The organism is Ectopseudomonas toyotomiensis, assembly GCF_017167985.1.
Lineage (GTDB): Bacteria > Pseudomonadota > Gammaproteobacteria > Pseudomonadales > Pseudomonadaceae > Aquipseudomonas > Aquipseudomonas toyotomiensis.
On sequence record NZ_CP070505.1, the window covers coordinates 2,389,403 to 2,406,981 of the forward strand.

At 62.5% G+C, this 17,579-nt stretch carries 18 protein-coding genes; 13 read left to right on the forward strand and 5 right to left on the reverse strand.

Annotated features, from left to right (window positions below):
- Positions 1 to 359 precede the first annotated feature (359 nt).
- On the reverse strand, positions 360 to 1,010 hold the full coding sequence (gene yihA, locus JWV26_RS11000) for a ribosome biogenesis GTP-binding protein YihA/YsxC (RefSeq protein ID WP_072423674.1): 651 nt from the start codon (positions 1,008 to 1,010) through the stop codon (positions 360 to 362).
- A gap of 243 nt (positions 1,011 to 1,253) precedes the next feature.
- Between yihA and JWV26_RS11005 the strand changes: the two genes are divergently transcribed.
- The 5 genes from JWV26_RS11005 (at position 1,254) to JWV26_RS11025 (ending at position 5,757) form a co-directional block, all read left to right on the forward strand.
- A complete protein-coding gene (locus JWV26_RS11005) occupies positions 1,254 to 1,544 on the forward strand; it encodes a c-type cytochrome (RefSeq protein WP_004423033.1) in 291 nt (96 codons plus the stop codon).
- A gap of 50 nt (positions 1,545 to 1,594) precedes the next feature.
- The gene (locus JWV26_RS11010; RefSeq protein ID WP_021487555.1) at positions 1,595 to 2,200 is read left to right on the forward strand and encodes a c-type cytochrome; all 606 of its coding nucleotides are present in this window, start codon (positions 1,595 to 1,597) and stop codon (positions 2,198 to 2,200) included.
- 167 nt (positions 2,201 to 2,367) lie between these two features.
- Positions 2,368 to 2,994 (forward strand): thiol:disulfide interchange protein DsbA/DsbL, encoded by a 627-nt coding sequence (locus JWV26_RS11015; protein WP_021487556.1) that lies wholly within the window; start codon positions 2,368 to 2,370, stop codon positions 2,992 to 2,994.
- A 19-nt stretch (positions 2,995 to 3,013) separates the two neighbouring features.
- Positions 3,014 to 3,886, forward strand: coding sequence for an endonuclease/exonuclease/phosphatase family protein (locus JWV26_RS11020; RefSeq protein ID WP_072423673.1), 873 nt, complete (start codon positions 3,014 to 3,016; stop codon positions 3,884 to 3,886).
- 5 nt (positions 3,887 to 3,891) lie between these two features.
- The gene (locus JWV26_RS11025; protein ID WP_206419052.1) at positions 3,892 to 5,757 is read left to right on the forward strand and encodes a GGDEF domain-containing protein; all 1,866 of its coding nucleotides are present in this window, start codon (positions 3,892 to 3,894) and stop codon (positions 5,755 to 5,757) included.
- 62 nt (positions 5,758 to 5,819) lie between these two features.
- Here the strand turns inward: JWV26_RS11025 and JWV26_RS11030 are convergent, their stop codons facing one another.
- On the reverse strand, positions 5,820 to 7,352 hold the full coding sequence (locus JWV26_RS11030; RefSeq protein WP_206419053.1) for a nucleobase:cation symporter-2 family protein: 1,533 nt from the start codon (positions 7,350 to 7,352) through the stop codon (positions 5,820 to 5,822).
- Between the two features lie 230 nt (positions 7,353 to 7,582).
- Between JWV26_RS11030 and JWV26_RS11035 the strand changes: the two genes are divergently transcribed.
- A complete protein-coding gene (locus tag JWV26_RS11035; protein ID WP_017676425.1) occupies positions 7,583 to 8,173 on the forward strand; it encodes a MarC family protein in 591 nt (196 codons plus the stop codon).
- Positions 8,170 to 8,952 carry an N-acetylmuramoyl-L-alanine amidase gene (locus tag JWV26_RS11040; protein ID WP_196457382.1) on the forward strand — a complete coding sequence of 261 codons (783 nt, stop codon included), beginning with the start codon at positions 8,170 to 8,172 and terminating at the stop codon, positions 8,950 to 8,952. The genes JWV26_RS11035 and JWV26_RS11040 overlap by 4 nt, the downstream gene beginning before the upstream one ends.
- Positions 8,953 to 8,955: 3 nt before the next feature.
- Here the strand turns inward: JWV26_RS11040 and JWV26_RS11045 are convergent, their stop codons facing one another.
- The 3 genes from JWV26_RS11045 to JWV26_RS11055 all read right to left on the reverse strand — a co-directional run bounded on the left by JWV26_RS11045 (position 8,956) and on the right by JWV26_RS11055 (position 10,602).
- Entirely contained in the window at positions 8,956 to 9,360 is a 405-nt protein-coding gene (locus JWV26_RS11045; protein WP_074915403.1) for a DUF1330 domain-containing protein, read from the reverse strand.
- Positions 9,361 to 9,493: 133 nt separating this feature from the next.
- Positions 9,494 to 10,159 carry a DUF3313 domain-containing protein gene (locus JWV26_RS11050; protein WP_206419054.1) on the reverse strand — a complete coding sequence of 222 codons (666 nt, stop codon included), beginning with the start codon at positions 10,157 to 10,159 and terminating at the stop codon, positions 9,494 to 9,496.
- Positions 10,160 to 10,209: 50 nt separating this feature from the next.
- A complete protein-coding gene (locus JWV26_RS11055; protein WP_079784995.1) occupies positions 10,210 to 10,602 on the reverse strand; it encodes a response regulator in 393 nt (130 codons plus the stop codon).
- Positions 10,603 to 10,751: 149 nt separating this feature from the next.
- Between JWV26_RS11055 and JWV26_RS11060 the strand changes: the two genes are divergently transcribed.
- The 6 genes from JWV26_RS11060 to JWV26_RS11085 all read left to right on the forward strand — a co-directional run bounded on the left by JWV26_RS11060 (position 10,752) and on the right by JWV26_RS11085 (position 17,518).
- Positions 10,752 to 14,228, forward strand: coding sequence for a response regulator (locus JWV26_RS11060; RefSeq protein ID WP_478210383.1), 3,477 nt, complete (start codon positions 10,752 to 10,754; stop codon positions 14,226 to 14,228).
- Positions 14,228 to 15,037 carry a CheR family methyltransferase gene (locus JWV26_RS11065; RefSeq protein WP_206419056.1) on the forward strand — a complete coding sequence of 270 codons (810 nt, stop codon included), beginning with the start codon at positions 14,228 to 14,230 and terminating at the stop codon, positions 15,035 to 15,037. Before JWV26_RS11060 ends, JWV26_RS11065 begins: the two co-directional genes overlap by 1 nt.
- Positions 15,034 to 15,645: a chemotaxis protein CheB gene (locus JWV26_RS11070; RefSeq protein ID WP_072423663.1), complete on the forward strand. Its 612-nt coding sequence runs from the start codon at positions 15,034 to 15,036 to the stop codon at positions 15,643 to 15,645. Before JWV26_RS11065 ends, JWV26_RS11070 begins: the two co-directional genes overlap by 4 nt.
- Complete coding sequence (locus JWV26_RS11075; protein ID WP_206419057.1) at positions 15,639 to 16,826, forward strand: hybrid sensor histidine kinase/response regulator; 1,188 nt, start codon at positions 15,639 to 15,641, stop codon at positions 16,824 to 16,826. Before JWV26_RS11070 ends, JWV26_RS11075 begins: the two co-directional genes overlap by 7 nt.
- Before the next feature lie 176 nt (positions 16,827 to 17,002).
- Complete coding sequence (locus tag JWV26_RS11080; RefSeq protein WP_206419058.1) at positions 17,003 to 17,314, forward strand: hypothetical protein; 312 nt, start codon at positions 17,003 to 17,005, stop codon at positions 17,312 to 17,314.
- Positions 17,315 to 17,332: 18 nt separating this feature from the next.
- Positions 17,333 to 17,518 carry a PA3371 family protein gene (locus JWV26_RS11085; RefSeq protein WP_206419059.1) on the forward strand — a complete coding sequence of 62 codons (186 nt, stop codon included), beginning with the start codon at positions 17,333 to 17,335 and terminating at the stop codon, positions 17,516 to 17,518.
- The last annotated feature ends 61 nt before the right edge of the window (positions 17,519 to 17,579 follow it).

Genomic DNA, 17,579 nt, shown 5'->3' on the forward strand with positions numbered 1-17,579 from the left:
TTGGGGTTTCAGGGAATCAAAAGGCGCTTTCTTATTGCAAATGGTTTTTAAGAAGGCGATGAACTTTCCGCAAACCCACCCGGTCAGAGTTCATGAATGGCCGCAAAGCCCTTCAATGCTCCTTTGTTGTGTTAAGTGTTGGCAGACATCTGAACCCCGCCCTAGCGGTTCAGACCTTGAACCCCGAACTTCTCCCTCCCCATACGAAGCTCGGGGTTTTTTTTGCCTGTAAAAAGGCCGCTAGCGGCGATCTGATGACCCTCTCCCGCTTGCGGGAGAGGGTGGGGCTTGCTCCTGTTGTTCCGGAGTGGGCACCGAATACTCCCTACGATCTCGGTGCGCACAGCGCACCCTGCGCCTCATTCCTCCTCAGCGCTTTCCTCATCCTCTTCCGGCAACAGATCCAACCAGCCGGCCAGTACCATCTGCGCCTCTTCCACGCCCATGCGCTTGGGCGCCGAGAACAGCTGGATGCTGATGCCCTCGCCCCACTGCTTGTGAATTTCCTGGCGCACCTTGAGCAAGGTGGTCTTCGCCGCGCCGAAGGCCAGCTTGTCGGCCTTGGTCAGCAGGATATGCAGCGGCATACCGCTGGCCACCGACCAGTCCAGCATCATGCAGTCGAACTCGGTCAGCGGATGACGGATATCCATCATCAACACCAGGCCGCTCAGGCTCTCGCGGCTGCCCAGATACGCTTCCAGATGTTTCTGCCAGTGCTGCTTGAGCGGGATCGGCACCTTGGCATAACCGTAGCCGGGCAGGTCGACCAGGCGACGCTCGTCGTCCAGGCGGAAGAAGTTGAGCAACTGCGTGCGTCCCGGTGTTTTCGAGGTGCGCGCCAGGCTGGCGTGGGTAAGGGTGTTGAGCGCGCTCGACTTGCCAGCGTTGGAGCGGCCGGCGAATGCCACCTCCAGGCCGCTGTCCTCGGGGCACTGATCGACCTTGGCGGCGCTGATGAGGAAGCTGGCCTGTTGGCACAGACCGATAATGGGATTTTTCGGGAGCATGGGGGTATCCGGTGGATGCCTCGATTCCTGTTCAGTGGTTCGAGGGCTTGCGACATTTCCGCGCACCTGCTGCGCTCCAGAGGGGGCGGCAGGGGGCGTCGTTTCCGTTTCAGTGTTGCCAGTATATAATGCCGCAGATTTTGTGTGCGCTTTGTCCCACCCGCAGGAACCCAATTGCCGGGAGCGATTACATCTCTGCTCGATAGAAAGCAGGACGCTCCCAACCCTGATGAGGTTGATCTGATGAAGAAAATGCTGCTTGCTGCTGCCGTTATGATGTTGTCGTTCAACGGCTATGCTGCTCAGGATCCGCAAGCTGTGTATGACCGTTCCTGTGGTGTATGCCACAACGGCCAGATTCCCACGGCGCCCCAGAAGGGCGACAAGGCCGCATGGGAGCCGCGTCTGGCCAAGGGCATGGATACACTGGTGCAGAGCGTCACCAATGGTTTGAATGCCATGCCGCCGCGCGGCCTGTGCATGGACTGCTCGGCCGAGGATTACCAGGCGGTCATCAAGCTGATGACCGAGTGAGTAAGCCCGCTCGATAACCCTTTCTCTCTTAGCCGTAATTGGATTAGCTGATGAACAAAGTACTCGTGAGTCTGCTGTTGACCCTGGGCCTCACTGGCGTGGCACAGGCTGCTGGCGATGCCGAAGCCGGTCAGGGCAAAGTTGCTGTGTGTGGTGCCTGCCATGGCGCCGATGGCAACAGCCCTGCGCCAAACTTCCCCAAGCTGGCCGGTCAGGGCGAGCGTTACTTGCTCAAGCAGCTGCACGACATCAAGTCCGGTGCCCGTCCGGTGGTCGAGATGACCGGCATGCTGGATAACCTCAGCGATCAGGACATGGCTGACATCGCCGCTTACTTCGCCAGCCAGAAGATGAGCGTTGGTGCTGCCGATCCCAAGCTGGTCGAGCGTGGTGAAGCGTTGTTCCGCGGCGGCAAGCTGGAAGAAGGCATGCCGGCCTGCACTGGTTGCCACTCGCCTGATGGCGCTGGTCTGGCCGCCGCTGGCTTCCCGCACCTGGGTGGTCAACACGCTCAGTACGTGGCCAAGCAGCTGACCGACTTCCGCGAGGGTGACCGCACCAACGATGGTGACGCGATGATCATGCGTGCCATCGCTGCCAAGCTGAGCAACAAGGATATCGAAGCGGTATCCAGCTTCATCCAGGGTCTGCACTAAGAAGTTTTGTTAAGCGACCACTGTTGCAGTTGGTAAGACAAAGGGTGGCCACGGCCACCCTTTTTCATGTGCGCCATGGCTACAATGGGCGGAACCGGCCCAACGGTAGCGAGTCATAGTCTCGAATCGCCACTAGGGCGACGCTTATCCAGTCGAGGAGTACCCCCATGCGTAACCTGATTTTTGGCGCCGCTCTGGCGATCAGCAGCCTGTTCGGCCTTGCTGCCCATGCCGAACCGGTAGCCGGCCAGCAGTATGTCGAGCTGAAGAGCCCGGTGCCGGTGTCCAAGCCTGGCAAGGTCGAAGTGGTGGAGTTGTTCTGGTACGGCTGCCCGCACTGCTATCAGTTCGAAGCGACCCTCAACCCCTGGGTCGAGAAGCTGCCGGAAGACGTCAATTTCGTGCGCGTGCCGGCATTGTTCGGTGGCATCTGGAACGTGCATGGCCAGGCGTTCATCACCTTGGAAAGCATGAAGGTCGAGCACAAGGTGCATGACGCCGTGTTCACCGCCATCCACCAGGAGAAGAAGAAGCTGGCCTCGGCTGAAGAGTTCGCCGACTTCGTCGCCACCCAGGGCGTTGATCGCGATGCCTTCCTCAAGACCTTCAATTCTTTCGCCGTCAAAGGCCAGATGGAAAAGGCCAAGAAACTGGCCATGGCTTACCAGATCACTGGCGTGCCAGTGATGGTTGTCGGTGGCAAGTATCGCTTCGATCTGGGCTCGGCCGGTGGCCCGCAGCAGACCCTGCAGGTCGCTGACCATCTGATCGCCAAGGAGCGCGAGGCGCTCTAAGCGGCCGCAGGCGCGAAGCATGCTGCGCCGCTGGCGAAAGACACGTGCGGTTGGTCTGTGCGATCCACAGATCAACCCGCACTGCTCGCCCGAGAGCGACTGGCCAGCCGACGGCCTGTTGCGTCTGCTCAGTTTCAATGTCCAGGTCGGCATCAATACCCAGCGTTATCATCACTACCTGACCCGCAGCTGGCAGCACCTGTTGCCCCATGCCGGGCGTGCCGGCAACCTGCAGCGCATCGGTGATCTGCTCGCCGACTTCGATCTGGTGGCGTTGCAGGAGGTCGATGGCGGCAGCCTGCGCTCGGGCTACATCAATCAGGTCGAGTACCTGGCCCAGCAGGGCGCCTTTCCCTTCTGGTACCAACAGCTCAATCGCAATCTCGGGCGCTTCGCCCAGCACAGCAATGGCGTGCTCAGCCGCTTGCGGCCGACCCTGCTGGAAGATCATCCGCTCCCCGGTCCGCCCGGGCGTGGTGCGATTTTCCTGCGTCTCGGTGAAGGCGAGCACGCGCTGGGTGTGGTGATGATGCATCTGGCGCTTGGGGCGCGCACCCGTACGCGGCAACTGGCTTACATTCGTGAGCGCGTCAGTGAGTTTCGCCACCTGGTGCTGATGGGTGACATGAATACCCATGCTGTCGATCTGCTGGAAAACTCCCCGCTGCGTGACCTCGGCCTGATCGCGCCGCAGGTCGAGGCAACCTTCCCCAGCTGGCGACCGCAGCGCTGTCTCGATCATATCCTGCTCAGTTCCGAGCTCGAACTGGGGCGTGTCGATGTGCTCAGTCAGCCGATTTCCGATCACCTTCCCGTGGCCGTGGAAATCCGCCTGCCGGAAGCACAGAATGCTGCGCAGATGCCTATGCTGAACACGCCATCTCCCGAGTAAGCCGTATGAGCGATGACGCGCAACGCTGGAAAGACAAATACCTGAGTAGCCTGGAGCAGCAGGAAAAGCTCGACCGCCGGTGGGAGTCGCGCCTGGATCTGCTGCGCCGTGGTCTGGTGCGCAGCAGCCTGGCCGCCGAGGGCGCGGACAAGGCGGTCGATCAATGCATGCAGGAAATGCGCGAAATCCTTCGTCGCGACGATATGGACGCGGCATTGGGCGGCCTCATTCCGCGTCTGGAAAAGGCCGTGCTGGATTCCGAGCAGCGCCGTCAGCAGCGCGCTGGCGAGGCGGCGGCCGCACTGGCCGCCCTGATCGAGCAACTGCAGCGTCTGCAGCCGCCCCGTGAGGTGCGCAAGGCGCTCAAATCGCTGGGCAAACAGCTAGAGGACGCCACCACTCATCAGTATCTGCTGCCGGCGCTGCTCAGCCAGCTGAGCAACCTGCAGGGGCAGGCGCTGACCGTTCTGCAGGCGCCGGTGCAGGAGCAACCGGGCCTTCTCCAGCGCCTGTTCGGTTCGCGCGGCGAGACCAGCGAAAGCAATGTGCAGGCGCCGGGCATTGTCACCGAGGCCACTGGCGTTGCCGAGGAGCCCGCAGCAGAGTTGACGCCAACGCCAACGCCAACGCCAACGCCAACGCCAACGGCCGTAGCGGTGGCGAACGAGCCACCTCCCAGTGTCTCCAACGTGGCCAGCGTGCCGGCCCGGCACCAGGTCCAAGACGCTTCGCCTATGCTCGACAGCCTGCCGCTGCCGCCGGGTCTGGTACGGCAGGAGCAAGCCGGCGACAGCCCGTTCTCGTTGCCTAGCAGCGAACCCGGGTACAGCGCGGTGGCGCCGCATATCGCCAGCAGTCTGCGTAATCTGCTCGACGAGCTCGAACTGCCGGCGCGCCATCTGCCGCAAGGCGAAGCGCTGCGTTTGCGACTGGAGGGCAATCTCAACTGGTACGAGCTGGTGCCGGTGCTGGACGACCTGGCCGTGCTGGTGCTGGCCGTCACCGATAGCGGCCAGCGTGAGTTCGCCGGCTATCTCAAGCAACTCAACGAGCGCCTGGCTGCCTTCATCGAAACCCTCAGCGAGGCGCACGAGGGCTACAGCGCTTCAGTGGAGAATGCGCGCAGTTTCAACCAGCAGCTGCGGGATCAGGTCAGCGATCTGCAGAACAGCGTGCAGGAAGCTGCCGATCTGGAATCGCTCAAGCAGGCTCTGGAACAGCGTCTGGAAGGGCTCTTGCAAAGTGTCAGCAGTCATCAGCGTCAGCGCGACAGTGGTAGCGATGACGTGGCTGAGCGGCTACAGGGCCTGGTCAAGCGTGTCGCCGAGATGGAGCAGGAAGCGCAGCAATTTCGCGAGCATATCGAGGAGCAGCGACAGAAGTCCTTGCTGGACCCCCTGACTGGGCTGCCCAACCGTGCCGCCTGGAGCGAGCGTCTCGACCTGGAAGTCGCTCGTCGCCAACGCTATGGCGGCCAGCTGTTGTTGGCGGTGCTGGATGTCGATCACTTCAAGCGGATCAACGATGGCTACGGCCACCTGGCAGGTGATCGAGTGCTGAAGATCATCGCCGGGGAGCTCAGCAAGCGTTTGCGCAAGACCGACTTCATTGCCCGTTTTGGTGGCGAGGAGTTCGTTCTGCTGATTCCTGCAACGCCGTTGGAGGGCGGTGTCCAGCTTCTGGAAACCCTGCGCGCGGCAATCGAGGCCTGCCCGTTCCACTTCAAGGGTGAGCCGGTGACCATCACCTTCTCCGCCGGTATCGCCGAGTTTCGCAATGGCGAGGCGACCGAGGTCACCTTCGAACGTGCCGACCAGGCGCTATATCGCGCCAAGGGCGCGGGGCGTAACCGAGTCGAACAGGCTGCCTGATCCCGTCTACGTCGAGCCGCAGCGGCAGGCGCCGCGGCTCCTGTACGAACCACTCACTCCTTCTAGGATGTTGCTTCGGCCGGGTCCCTGCTGGTTGCTGATGCGGCAGCAGCGGTTCGTGCCCGTGGTGCGTGATCGTCCTCGTCCCGCAACGGCACCTCATTGCCCTGAGCGTCGTACAGCTTGCCGCCGATGAAGTGGTCGCCATCGTGCAGGGCGGCGATGTCGCGGTAGCGCAGGCTGCGCTCGGTGCCGGCGACGAACACCGACTGCTGATCCGAGTTGCCGGCGGTGAAGTGGTTGAACAGCAGGTTGAGCAGGATCGCCATGATCGCCGCCGAGCTGATGCCGGAGTGGAAGATGGTTTCGAACCAGGCCGGGAAGTGATGGTAGAAGCTGGGCATGGCGATGGGGATCATGCCGAAGCCGATGGAGGTAGCGACGATCACCAGGTTCATGTTGTTGCGGTAGTCGACCTTGGCCAGGGTGCGGATACCGCTGGCGGCGACGGTGCCGAACAGCACGATGCCGGCACCACCAAGCACCGAGGTCGGCACCGCGGCGATCACTCGGCCCATGATCGGTAGCAAGCCGAGGGTGACCAGAATCAGCCCGCCGGTGGCGACCACGTAGCGGCTCTTCACGCCGGTAACGGCAACCAGGCCGACGTTCTGGGCGAAGGCGCTCTGGGTGAAGGAGCCGAATAGCGGCGCAACGACACTGGCGATCATGTCCGCGCGCAAACCGTTGCCGAGGCGTCTGGAGTCGACCTTGGTGTCGATGATGTCGCCGACGGCGAGGATGTCGGCCGAGGTTTCCACCAGGATCACCATCACCACGATCAGCATCGAGATGATCGCTGCCACCTCGAACACCGGCATACCGAAATGTAGCGGTGCCGGGAAGGCCAGCACCGGCCCTTCGCTGACCTTGGAAAAATCGGCCATGCCGAATGCCACCGCTACCAGAGTGCCAATGACCATGGCCAGCAGGATCGACAGGCGCGAGATGGTGGCGCTGCCGACCTTGCTCAGCAGCAGCACGGTGGTCAGGGTGAAGGCGGCCAGGCCGATGTTGGCCATGCTGCCGAAGTCAGCTGCACTGCTGTTGCCGCCCATGGCCCAGCGCGCTGCTACAGGCATCAGCGTCAGGCCGATGGTGGTGATGACGATGCCGGTCACCAGCGGTGGGAAGAACTTGGTGATCTTGGAAAAGATCGGCGTGATCAGCAGCCCGATCGCCGCTGCGCCTATCACCGCGCCGAATACCACCGGCAGCCCGCCTTCACCGCCGTTGGCGCCGACTATCGCCACGATGGTGGCGACGCTGGCGAAGGAAACGCCTTGCACCAGCGGCAACTGGCAGCCGAAGAAGGGCAGACCCAGGGTCTGCAGCAGGGTGGCCGCGCCGCCGACGAACAATGAGGCGGCGATCAACAGGCCGATGTCCGCAGGCGACAGGCCGGCCGCCTGACCAACGATCAAGGGCACCGCGACGATGCCGCCATACATGGTCAGCACGTGTTGCAGGCCATAGAGGAGATTGGAGCCGATACCGAGGTTCTCGTCCTCGGGGCGCTGAGAGGTGGAGGTCATGGGGCAAGCTACTCGCTGTTGTTCTTGTACGGTCAATGTAGACATTTTGTTGTCACATTGGCTACTACTTTGTATACATTTTTTCGAGTGTTGTTTCCTGGAACCATTGCGGCGCTACTGGTCATAAAATTTCCACGCGCGCTGAAGATTCCCGAATCTGACCGTGGTCCCGACTCGCGAGGCGACCCCCTCAGGCCCTAGACTATGCGCACTAGCCACCGGAGACGCCCATGGACATCTTCAGCATCGCCGTGCTGATCTTTTTGGTCACCGACCCTTTCGGCAATATCGCCATCTACATTGCCGCGCTGAAGAACGTCGAGCCGCGCAGACGATTGTGGATCGCCGCGCGCGAACTGCTGTTCGCCCTTGGCCTGTTGCTGCTGTTTCTCACCTTTGGTGACAAATTCCTCACCAGCCTCGGGCTGTCACGCGAGGCAACCGCGATTGCCGGCGGTATCATCCTGTTCGTCATCGCCATGCGCCTGATTTTCCCCAGCCCGCAGGGCCTGCTCGGCGACGTGCCGGATGGCGAGCCGATGCTGGTGCCGTTGGCCACGCCAGCGGTTGCCGGACCTTCAGCGCTTGCGGTGCTGATGACTCTGCGCAATACCCACACCGGGCCGCTCTGGGAGCTCTACCTGGCGGTCATCCTGGCCTGGGCGGCGACGGCATTCATTCTGTTGCAGGCTTCGTTCCTGCAGCGTTTTCTCGGTAATCGCGGGTTGATGGCAGTAGAACGATTGATGGGCATGCTGTTGATCATGCTCAGCGTCGACATGCTGCTGGACAACCTGCAGAGCGTATTCGGTCACGCATGAAGTCTCTTTGCCTTGCCCTCGTCCTTGTTCTGCTCGCCGGTTGCACCGGTGGTTTACGTATCGATGACAGTCACACCGCGACCGGTCAGAACAGCCGGGTGCAATACGTCGTGTTGCACTACACCTCTGCTGACCTGCAACGCTCGCTCGATCTGCTGACGCAGACCGAGGTGAGCAGCCACTACCTGATCGGTGATGCACCGCCGACCGTCTACCGCCTGGTTGACGAGAACCGCCGCGCCTGGCACGTCGGTGTCAGCGAGTGGCAGGGGCGAACTTGGCTCAACGCTTCGACCATCGGCATCGAGCTGGTCAACCAGGGGTACTACCAGACGCCGGCGGGGCGCTACTGGCAACCTTTCGCGCCGCAGCAGATCGATACCCTGATCTCGCTGCTCAAGGACATCGTCAAGCGTCACCAGCTAGCGCTGGGCTCGATCATCGCGCACAGCGATGTGGCGCCGCAGCGCAAGGTCGATCCGGGCCCATTGTTTCCCTGGAAGCGCCTGGCCGACGAGGGCCTGGTGCCCTGGCCGAACGAGGACGCCGTGGCGCGCCAACAGGCGCTGTTCAGCACCAGCCTGCCCAGCGTGCAGTGGTTCCAGGAGCAGTTGGCGCAAAATGGCTACACGGTGCCGCAGCACGGTGAGCTGGATGAGGCGACGCGCAACGTCATTGCCGCCTTCCAGATGAAGTATCGCCCGGCCAACTACGACGGCCAGCCGGACGCCGAAACTGCAGCGCGGTTACTGGTGCTCAATCTGCAGGCGGCTGGATAGAGCTCAGCTAGGCGTGGTGCCGATCAGCCGAGAGTCGGCCAGCGCTGCGCTGCGATGAACGGTGGCGGCCTGGTATTCGGGGTCCGCGAGCATGCTCAAAAAGGCTGCTGACGAGGGATAACGCACCAGCAGAAGCAGATCCCACTGCTCTTCCTTCGGTGCGATCAGCGCCAGGTGGACGTCTGCCATCACCTGCACCTCACCGCCCACCCCACGAACCTTGCTCAGCGCGGTGCGGCTGTAGCGCGCATAGGCTTCACGCCCGCTGCAGGGCGCATGGGGACTGTCTGCACCGTACGCAGCCTGGCTGTTGAAGCGCAGCAGATTGAGCATCAGAATCGGTGTATCACTGGGCATGCGCTCGGCGAACGCCAGCAGATCCTCGCGGGCAGGGTTGATGCTCGGCATATACGTTCCTCGGCTGGCGTTTTTCCTGAGCCTCTCGCCTGAAGCCGAGTGCAGCAAGTGCTATCGATCCGCCTGATAGCCGATCATCTGCTCAGCATGGTGCTGCGCGACGGTTGCTGTACCGGCAGGTCGATCAGCGTGGGCCAGGTTGGAAATCACGTGCATCACGCGCCCAGACATCCAGCACCGGTTTGAGATCTTCCAGGGTCAGTTGCGTGCTGCTGTTCTCCAGCGCCAGGCCGTGCCCCTTGCGCACCACGCGCAGCACCGGTTCGCTGGTGCGGGCATCGAGGCCCTCCAGTTCGATGAAGATGGCGCTGTCGCGGTCACGGGTGCCTGCTGCTGTGGTTGCCGCCGCCAGCACCAGGGCGACAGGAATCACCTCATAGGCCTTGAGCCCTTCGGTGGAAACCGTCACGCCAGTGATCGCGCTACGCAACACCAGGCTGTCCATGGTCGGTTCGTTGACCACCGTCATGCGCCCCTGCAACTCACGGATCAATGCCTGATGCAGATAATCACGGACACTTTCCAGCGTTTGCGCGCTGACCTGATCGCTGGGAACTGGTTCTGGATAGAAGGTCGGCTTCTCCACATACACCGTCGTGTAGCGCTCGCTCCTGAACTGCGGCGAAATCCAGCGCAGTACCGGTGCGCCAGTCGCTGAAGTGGCTGGCTGGAGCTGGGAGTAGTCGGCGAGGTAGCCGGAGAACTCTGTGGGTTTGGTGGTCTGGCTGGCGCAGCCGCTGAGCAGCAGCGCAGTGAGTAGAGCCAGGCAAAGCGGGTTGGCGTAACGCATCGGCGGACTCTCCTGTCCAGGGACCTGCAATCAGCCTAGATGCCGCTTCGTCAGCCCGCCAGTTCGCTCAATCGTTGAGCAAGAAGCTTGAAGTCATAGGGCTTTACGATGCTCTCGGTGGTTGCCGCGTTGTCGCGGGCGCGCACCTCTTCGAGCAGTTCGCGTTCGTAATAGCCGCTGGCGAACAGCACCGGCAGGGTCGGTCGCAACTGGCGCGCGGCTTCCACCAGTTCGCGTCCGTCCATCCCGGGCAGGCCGATGTCGCTCATCAGCAGATCGAAGTGCTGCTCGCTGCGCAGCCGCTCCAGGGCGCTGTGCCCGTCGCGCAGGGCAAGGACGCGATAGCCGAACTCCCCGAGGACTTCAGCGGTGAGTTGGCGTACGACATCGTCATCCTCGACCAGCAGGATGGTCTTGGTACTGGCGCAGTCGATTTCGGTCATGGGGTTCTCTGTTTCAGCGCGCAGAATGCGCGAATGTTTGGCAAACTTCGGAGTCGGTGCACGGTCAGTGTGCCATACGCCTTCCCCGGACAGATAAGAACGAGCGAGACAATCATCGAATGGACGTCCCAATGTCGAATGAGTCCGCAATGGACGAAAAAGGGTTTCGCCGGATTCTCAACCGTAATGTCGGACTGCCGCTCGGCCTGGGGCTGGTCGGTGCGCTGTTCTTCGCGCTGTTGATCGGCTACCTGCTCAATGTGATCCGCTGGGTCGAGCACACCGACCAGGTGCTCAACCGGGCCAGCGAGGTGTACAAGCTGACGCTGGACCTGGAGACCGGCATGCGCGGCTTCCTGCTCAGCGGTGAGGAAGACTACCTCGCGCCCTACGAGCAAGCACGCGGCAAGTATCGTCCGCTGACCGAGCAGATCATCGACATGGTCGGCGACAACCCACCACAGGTGCAGCGGCTTGAACGCCTGCTGGCGTTGCAGGAACAGTGGGATCTGTTCGCCCAGGAGGTCATAGGCAGCCGCCGTGACGGCGGCAATTACCTGGCCGAGGTTGGGCGCGGGCGTGGCAAGAACCTAACCGATGGCATGCGCCGCGAGCTGGATACCTTCATCAATAGCGAGCGTGAACTGCGTCAGCAGCGCAATGCCGAGGTGAGCAGCACCACGCTCTGGGGGGCCGGCATCTATCTGGTGGTCAGCATCCTGTTCAGTGCCCTGTTGGCACTGTTCGGTCGCCGTGAGCTGATGAACCTTTCGCAGACCTATTCACAGGCGATGGCCAAGCAGTCCGATTACGCCGATGAGCAGCGTCGCCGTGCCTGGCTGGGCGGCGGCCAGACCCTGCTGGCCGAGCGTCTACTCGGCCAGCCTCAGGTGCAGGAATTGGCCGACCGCTCCCTTGAGTTTCTCGCTGAGTATCTCAATTGCGTGGTCGCCGCCCTGTATCTGCGCGATGCCCATACTGGCGACCTCACGCGGGTTGCGGGCTATGGCTTCAGCGAGGACGCCAGCCTCAAGGAGCATTTCTACCGCGGTGAGGGCCTGATCGGACAGGCTGCTCGCGGCCGTCGTCTGGTCTGCCTCGATGATCTGCCGGCGGATTACATCAAGGTCGCTTCGAGTCTCGGCGAAGGCCAGCCAGTGAGCGTTGCCCTGGTGCCGCTGCAGTCCGAAGATCGCGTCAACGGTGTGGTCGAATTGGCCTTCATGCGTGTACTGGAGCCGCGTGAGCGCGAGTTCCTCGAGGCCATCGCCAGCAATGTCGGGATGGCACTTGAAGCGGCGCGCTATCGCCAGCGTCTGCAAGAGGTGCTCGGCCAGACCCAGCAGCTTAACGAGGAATTGCAGACCCAGCAGGAAGAGCTGCGTGCCGCCAACGAGGAGCTGGAGCAGCAGGCGCGCGTGCTCAAGGAGTCTCAGGCGCACCTGGAAACCCAGCAGGCCGAACTGGAGCAGACCAACGAGAAGCTCTCCGAGCAGGCGCAGACACTGGCCGACCAGCGCGACGAGCTGGACCAGCGCAACACCACCCTCGGCCGTATTCAGGCGCAGCTGGAAGAGCGTGCCGAGGAGCTGCAGCGCGCCAGCCGCTACAAATCCGAGTTCCTTGCCAACATGAGCCACGAGCTGCGCACGCCGCTCAACAGCTCGCTGATCCTGGCCAAGCTGCTGGCGGAAAACGGCAACGGCAATCTCAATGACGAACAGGTCAAGTTCGCCGAGTCGATCTACTCGGCCGGCAACGATCTGCTCAACCTGATCAACGACATTCTCGACATCGCCAAGGTCGAGGCTGGCAAGCTCGAGATACGCCCCGAGCGCACGCCGCTGGCAAGCCTGCTCGAAGGCTTGCGTGATGTGTTCGTACCGCTGGCGGGCGAGCGCAGCCTGAGTTTCGAGATCGAACAGCAGGGCGAGCTGCCGCAGGTGCTGTTCACTGACCGCCAGCGCGCCGAGCAGATCCTGCGCAACCTGTTGTCCAACGCCTTCAAGTTCACTGACCGCGGCGGCGTGACCCTCAGCGTGTCGCGGCAGGATGACCAGTACCTGGCCTTCGCCGTGCGCGATACCGGTATTGGCATCGCTGCGGACCAGCAGCAGGCGATCTTCGAGGCCTTCCGCCAGGCCGATGGCACCACCAACCGCCGTTATGGCGGCACCGGCCTGGGGCTGTCCATCTCGCGTGACCTGGCCGGGTTGCTCGGTGGCTCGATCACGGTCAGCAGCGTACCGGGCGAGGGCAGCACCTTCACCCTGCTGCTGCCTGAGCGCCTGGTCGAGGGCGCTGCTCCGAGCCAGCCGATTGCCGCGCCTCGGGTGGTGGCTGAGCCGCCACTGCCGGTCGCCGCTGCCGCTGCCGCCCCGGCGATGCCGCGAGCGCCAGCGCCTTTCGCCGATGACCGCGAGCACCTCGACGAGCGTGGCGGCCGCCGCGTGCTGGTGGTCGAGGACGAAGTGCGCTTTGCCCGTATCCTCTTCGATCTGGCTCACGAGCTGGGCTACGCCTGTCTGGTGGCTACCTGCGCCGATGAAGGCCTGGAACTGGCGCGGCAGTACCGCCCGGATGCCATCCTGCTCGACATGCGCCTGCCCGACGGCTCAGGCCTCGGTGTGCTGCAACGTCTGAAGGACGACCCGCAGACCCGTCACATCCCGGTGCATGTGGTCTCGGTGGAAGACCAGAGCGAAGCGGCCCTGCACCTGGGGGCGGTCGGCTATGCGCTCAAACCCACCAGTCGCGATCAGCTCAAGGAAGTCTTCGGCAGGCTCGAGGCCAAGCTCAATCAGCAGGTCAAGCGCGTACTGCTGGTCGAAGACGACCCGCTGCAACGCGACAGCGTTGCCCGCCTGATCAGCGACGAAGACATCGAGATCACCGCCGTCGCACTGGCTGGCGATGCGCTGGAGAAGCTGCGCGACACGGTGTTCGACTGCATGATCATCGACCTCAAGCTGCCCGACATGCAGGGCAACGAGCTGCTGCGGCGCATGGCCGAGGAGGACATTTGCTCCTTCCCGCCGGTGATCGTCTACACCGGGCGTAACCTGACCCGCGACGAGGAAGCCGAGCTGCTCAAGTACTCGCGCTCGATCATCATCAAGGGCGCGCGTTCGCCGGAACGTCTGCTGGACGAGGTCACCCTGTTCCTGCACAAGGTCGAGGCCGAGCTATCCAGCGAGCACCAGCGCATGCTCAAGACCGCGCGCAGCCGCGACAAGCTGTTCGAGGGCCGGCGCCTGCTGCTGGTCGACGATGACGTGCGCAACATCTTCGCCCTGTCCAGCGCGCTGGAGCAGAAGGGCGCCACGGTCGAAGTCGCGCGCAACGGTTTCGAAGCACTGGACAAGTTGCGCGAGCGTGAAGACATCGACCTGGTGTTGATGGACGTGATGATGCCGGAGATGGACGGCTACGAAGCCACCCGGCAGATTCGTCTGGAAGAGCGCTGGAAGAACCTGCCGATCATTGCGGTCACGGCCAAGGCGATGAAGGATGACCAGGAGCGTTGCCGCGAAGTCGGTGCCAACGATTACCTGGCCAAACCCATCGACCTGGATCGTTTGTTCTCCCTGATCCGCGTGTGGATGCCCAAGCTGGAGCGTCTGTGATGCCTGACGAAATCGAGCTGCGCCTGCTGATCGAGGCGATCTATCTGCGCTACAGCTACGACTTTCGTGACTACTCGAAAGCCTCGCTCAAGCGCCGTGTTCGCCAGGCGCAGGTCCAGCTGGATTGCCCGACCATCTCGGCGTTGCAGGCGCGTATCCTGCACGAGCCACAGGCGTTCATGCAGCTGCTGCAGTACCTCACCATCCCGGTCAGCGAGATGTTCCGCGACCCCGAATACTTCCTCGCCCTGCGCGAGCAGGTGGTGCCGCTGCTGCACACCTATCCCTCGCTGAAGGTCTGGGTGGCTGGCTGCAGCACGGGCGAGGAGGTGTATTCCTTGGCTATTCTGCTGCACGAGGAAGGCCTGCTGGAACGCACCATGATCTACGCCACCGACATCAATCCGCACTCGCTGGAGAAGGCCGAGCAGGGCATCTTCGCCCTCGACAACCTGCGCACTTACACCCAGAACTACCAGCTGTCCGGCGGCAAGCAGGCGTTCTCCGACTACTACTCGGCGGCCTACGATCGGGTGCTGTTCGACAAGTCGTTGCGCGCCAACGTGACCTTCGCCGATCACAGCCTGGCCACCGACAGCGTGTTCGCCGAAACCCATCTGGTGTCGTGCCGCAACGTACTGATCTATTTCAACCGCGACCTGCAGGACCGTGCGCTGGGCCTGTTCCACGACTCCCTTTGCCACCGCGGTTTTCTCGGTCTGGGCAGCAAGGAGAGCCTGGATTTCTCCGCCTATGCCCGGCAGTTCGAAGCGGTGTCGCGGCCCGAGCGGATTTTCCGCAAGCGATGAGCAACCAATGGATCAACCTCCGCGGCCAGGTGCATGCGCCGCTGCAGGCCCTGCTGATCGGTGCCTCGGCCGGTGGTGTCGAGGCGCTGTTGAGCCTGCTCGAAGACCTGCCGCCGGACTACCGGCTGCCGGTGGTCTGCCTGCTGCATCAGCCGGATCGCAGCGACAGTCTGCTGGCCGATCTGCTGCAGCGCCGCCTGAAGCTGCCCGCCAAGGAAGCCGAGGACAAGGAGTACCTCAGTGGGGGCGTGGTCTACGTGGCACCCGCCGGTTACCACCTGTCCATCGAAACCGATCGTAGCTTCTCCCTCAGTCGTGAGGAGCCGCGGCATTTCTCCCGGCCATCGATCGATATTCTTTTCGAGTCCGCTGCCGACGCCTATGGCGAGCAGCTGGCTGCCGCGCTGCTCACTGGCGCCAACGAGGATGGCGCGGCCGGCCTGCTGGCGATCAAACAGGCTGGTGGCCTGACGCTGGTGCAGGAGCCTGCCGATGCGCAGGTGCCCACCATGCCGAATGCCGCGCTGGCCCTGCTGAAACCGGATTTTCTCCTGTCTATCAATGCCATGCGCCTGCTGCTGGCCGAACTGGATGCCCTGCCATGCTGAGGAAGATTGAAGCCAAGGTATTGATCGTCGACGACCTGCCGGAAAACCTGCTGGCGTTGCGTTCGTTGATCCAGAGCGAGGATCGCACCGTGTTCCAGGCCAGCAGCGCCGATGAGGCGCTGTCGCTGCTGCTCGAGCACGAGTTCGCCCTGGCCATTCTCGACGTCAAGATGCCGGGCATGAACGGCTTCGAACTGGCCGAGATGATGCGCGGCACGGAGAAGACCAAGCATATCCCGATCATCTTCGTCAGCGCGGTCGGCCGCGACATGGATTACGCCTTCCGCGGCTACGAGAGCGGCGCGGTGGACTTCCTGCACAAGCCGCTGTCGCCCTTCGAGGTGCGCAGCAAGGTGGCGATGTTCGTCGAGCTGTACCGCCATCGCAAGGCGTTGAGCATGCAGCTGGAGGTGGTCGAGGCGGCGCGTCGTGAGCAGGAGGCACTGCTCGCCGAGTTGCGCGAGACTCAGGGTGAATTGCAGAAAGCGGTGCAGATGCGCGACGTGTTCATGTCTATCGCCTCGCACGAGTTGCGCACGCCACTCAACGGTCTGATCCTCGACGTGCAACTGCGCCGGCTGCGCCTGGAGCAGGGGCGCATGGATGCCTTCACCCCCGACAAGCTGCAGGAGATGGTCAGCCGCGACGAGCGGCAGATCCGCAGCCTGAGCCGGTTGATCGACGACATGCTGGATGTTTCGCGCATTCGCACCGGCAAGCTTTCCGTGCGTCCAGAACCCGGCGATCTCGGCGTGCTGGCTGGCAACGTGGTGGAGAGCCTGGCCGCGCAGTTCACCCATACCGGCAGCCATATCGATTTGCACGTCGAGGGTCCGGCACCGGTGATGATGGACGAGTTCCGCATCGAGCAGGTGTTGGCCAACCTGCTGACCAACGCCCTGCGCTACGGTGATGGTAAACCCGTGTCGGTGCGTGTACGGGTGGTGGGCGATATGGCCCGCGCCGAGGTGCGGGACCAGGGCCTGGGTATCTCCGAGACCGATCAGCGGCGGGTATTCGAGCAGTTCGAACGCGTCTCCGGAACCAGCGTCGCGCAGGGGCTTGGGCTCGGCTTGTTCATCAGCGAGCAGATCGTCCAGGCCCATGACGGTCGCATCGAGCTCAGCAGTCGTCTCGGCGAAGGCTCCTGTTTCAGCATCCTGCTGCCACTACGCAGCTGATCGTGCAAATTGCACGTGTCGTAATTCATGCATCTTGCAAAGTGCATGGGAGAAGGTGTTGATTTTGTTTTTAAGTAATTGATTTATAAGGATATTTTAGGGCGATTGATGTTGGCATGAGCGCTGCAGAATCAGTCATGTAAGCCCCCCGACTGACCTGCTGATGGAGAAGCGTCATGAACATCGTCCGAGTGAGCCTGTTTTGCGTAGCTGCACTGCTGGTCAACGGGGCTTACGCCAAAGATTTCAGTGGTTCGGCTGGAGCCGTTGCGAAAACGGCCGAGTTCACCCTTTCCAACTCGCCGGTGTGGGAATCGCGTGTCGCTACGCAGCAGGAAGGCTCTGCCGAACTGCGCACGCAGCCAACTCGCGCTGTCGGTGCCATCGGTGATGATGCGCAGTGGCTGCGCATTTCCAACGAGGGCGACACCGATACCGCCAACCGTGAGCCACGCCCTGCCAACAGCACCCCGCGCTGGGTGTTCTGACCGACAAGGAGTCCTGCCATGTCCAGAAGTGCCGTCCTGTTGATGATCATGAGCCTGTCGAGCCTGGCGGTGTTGTGGCTGAGCCCCGCTCTGGACGAGGGTATCGCCCTGCTGCTCAAGGGTGGTAGCGTCGTCTTTGGTGCGGGCTTTCTGGTCGCGTTGATGGCCGGGCGCCGGATCAAGTTCGACCCCGTGCTGCGCTGAGGCTGGTCCCGCGCCAAGGAAACAAGAAAACGCCACGAAGATCGTGGCGTTTTTTATTGCG

Coding starts and splice junctions, on each gene's coding strand:
- JWV26_RS11020 (WP_072423673.1), top strand. CDS start 3,014: ATGCTGCGCCGCTGGCGAAAGACACGTGCGGTTGGTCTGTGCGATCCA.
- JWV26_RS11055 (WP_079784995.1), bottom strand. CDS start 10,602: ATGACCGAAATCGACTGCGCCAGTACCAAGACCATCCTGCTGGTCGAG.
- JWV26_RS11040 (WP_196457382.1), top strand. CDS start 8,170: ATGAAGTCTCTTTGCCTTGCCCTCGTCCTTGTTCTGCTCGCCGGTTGC.
- JWV26_RS11060 (WP_478210383.1), top strand. CDS start 10,752: ATGGACGAAAAAGGGTTTCGCCGGATTCTCAACCGTAATGTCGGACTG.
- JWV26_RS11070 (WP_072423663.1), top strand. CDS start 15,034: ATGAGCAACCAATGGATCAACCTCCGCGGCCAGGTGCATGCGCCGCTG.
- JWV26_RS11080 (WP_206419058.1), top strand. CDS start 17,003: ATGAACATCGTCCGAGTGAGCCTGTTTTGCGTAGCTGCACTGCTGGTC.
- JWV26_RS11015 (WP_021487556.1), top strand. CDS start 2,368: ATGCGTAACCTGATTTTTGGCGCCGCTCTGGCGATCAGCAGCCTGTTC.
- JWV26_RS11065 (WP_206419056.1), top strand. CDS start 14,228: ATGCCTGACGAAATCGAGCTGCGCCTGCTGATCGAGGCGATCTATCTG.
- JWV26_RS11010 (WP_021487555.1), top strand. CDS start 1,595: ATGAACAAAGTACTCGTGAGTCTGCTGTTGACCCTGGGCCTCACTGGC.
- JWV26_RS11050 (WP_206419054.1), bottom strand. CDS start 10,159: ATGCGTTACGCCAACCCGCTTTGCCTGGCTCTACTCACTGCGCTGCTG.
- JWV26_RS11075 (WP_206419057.1), top strand. CDS start 15,639: ATGCTGAGGAAGATTGAAGCCAAGGTATTGATCGTCGACGACCTGCCG.
- JWV26_RS11030 (WP_206419053.1), bottom strand. CDS start 7,352: ATGACCTCCACCTCTCAGCGCCCCGAGGACGAGAACCTCGGTATCGGC.
- JWV26_RS11035 (WP_017676425.1), top strand. CDS start 7,583: ATGGACATCTTCAGCATCGCCGTGCTGATCTTTTTGGTCACCGACCCT.
- JWV26_RS11025 (WP_206419052.1), top strand. CDS start 3,892: ATGAGCGATGACGCGCAACGCTGGAAAGACAAATACCTGAGTAGCCTG.
- yihA (WP_072423674.1), bottom strand. CDS start 1,010: ATGCTCCCGAAAAATCCCATTATCGGTCTGTGCCAACAGGCCAGCTTC.
- JWV26_RS11045 (WP_074915403.1), bottom strand. CDS start 9,360: ATGCCGAGCATCAACCCTGCCCGCGAGGATCTGCTGGCGTTCGCCGAG.
- JWV26_RS11085 (WP_206419059.1), top strand. CDS start 17,333: ATGTCCAGAAGTGCCGTCCTGTTGATGATCATGAGCCTGTCGAGCCTG.
- JWV26_RS11005 (WP_004423033.1), top strand. CDS start 1,254: ATGAAGAAAATGCTGCTTGCTGCTGCCGTTATGATGTTGTCGTTCAAC.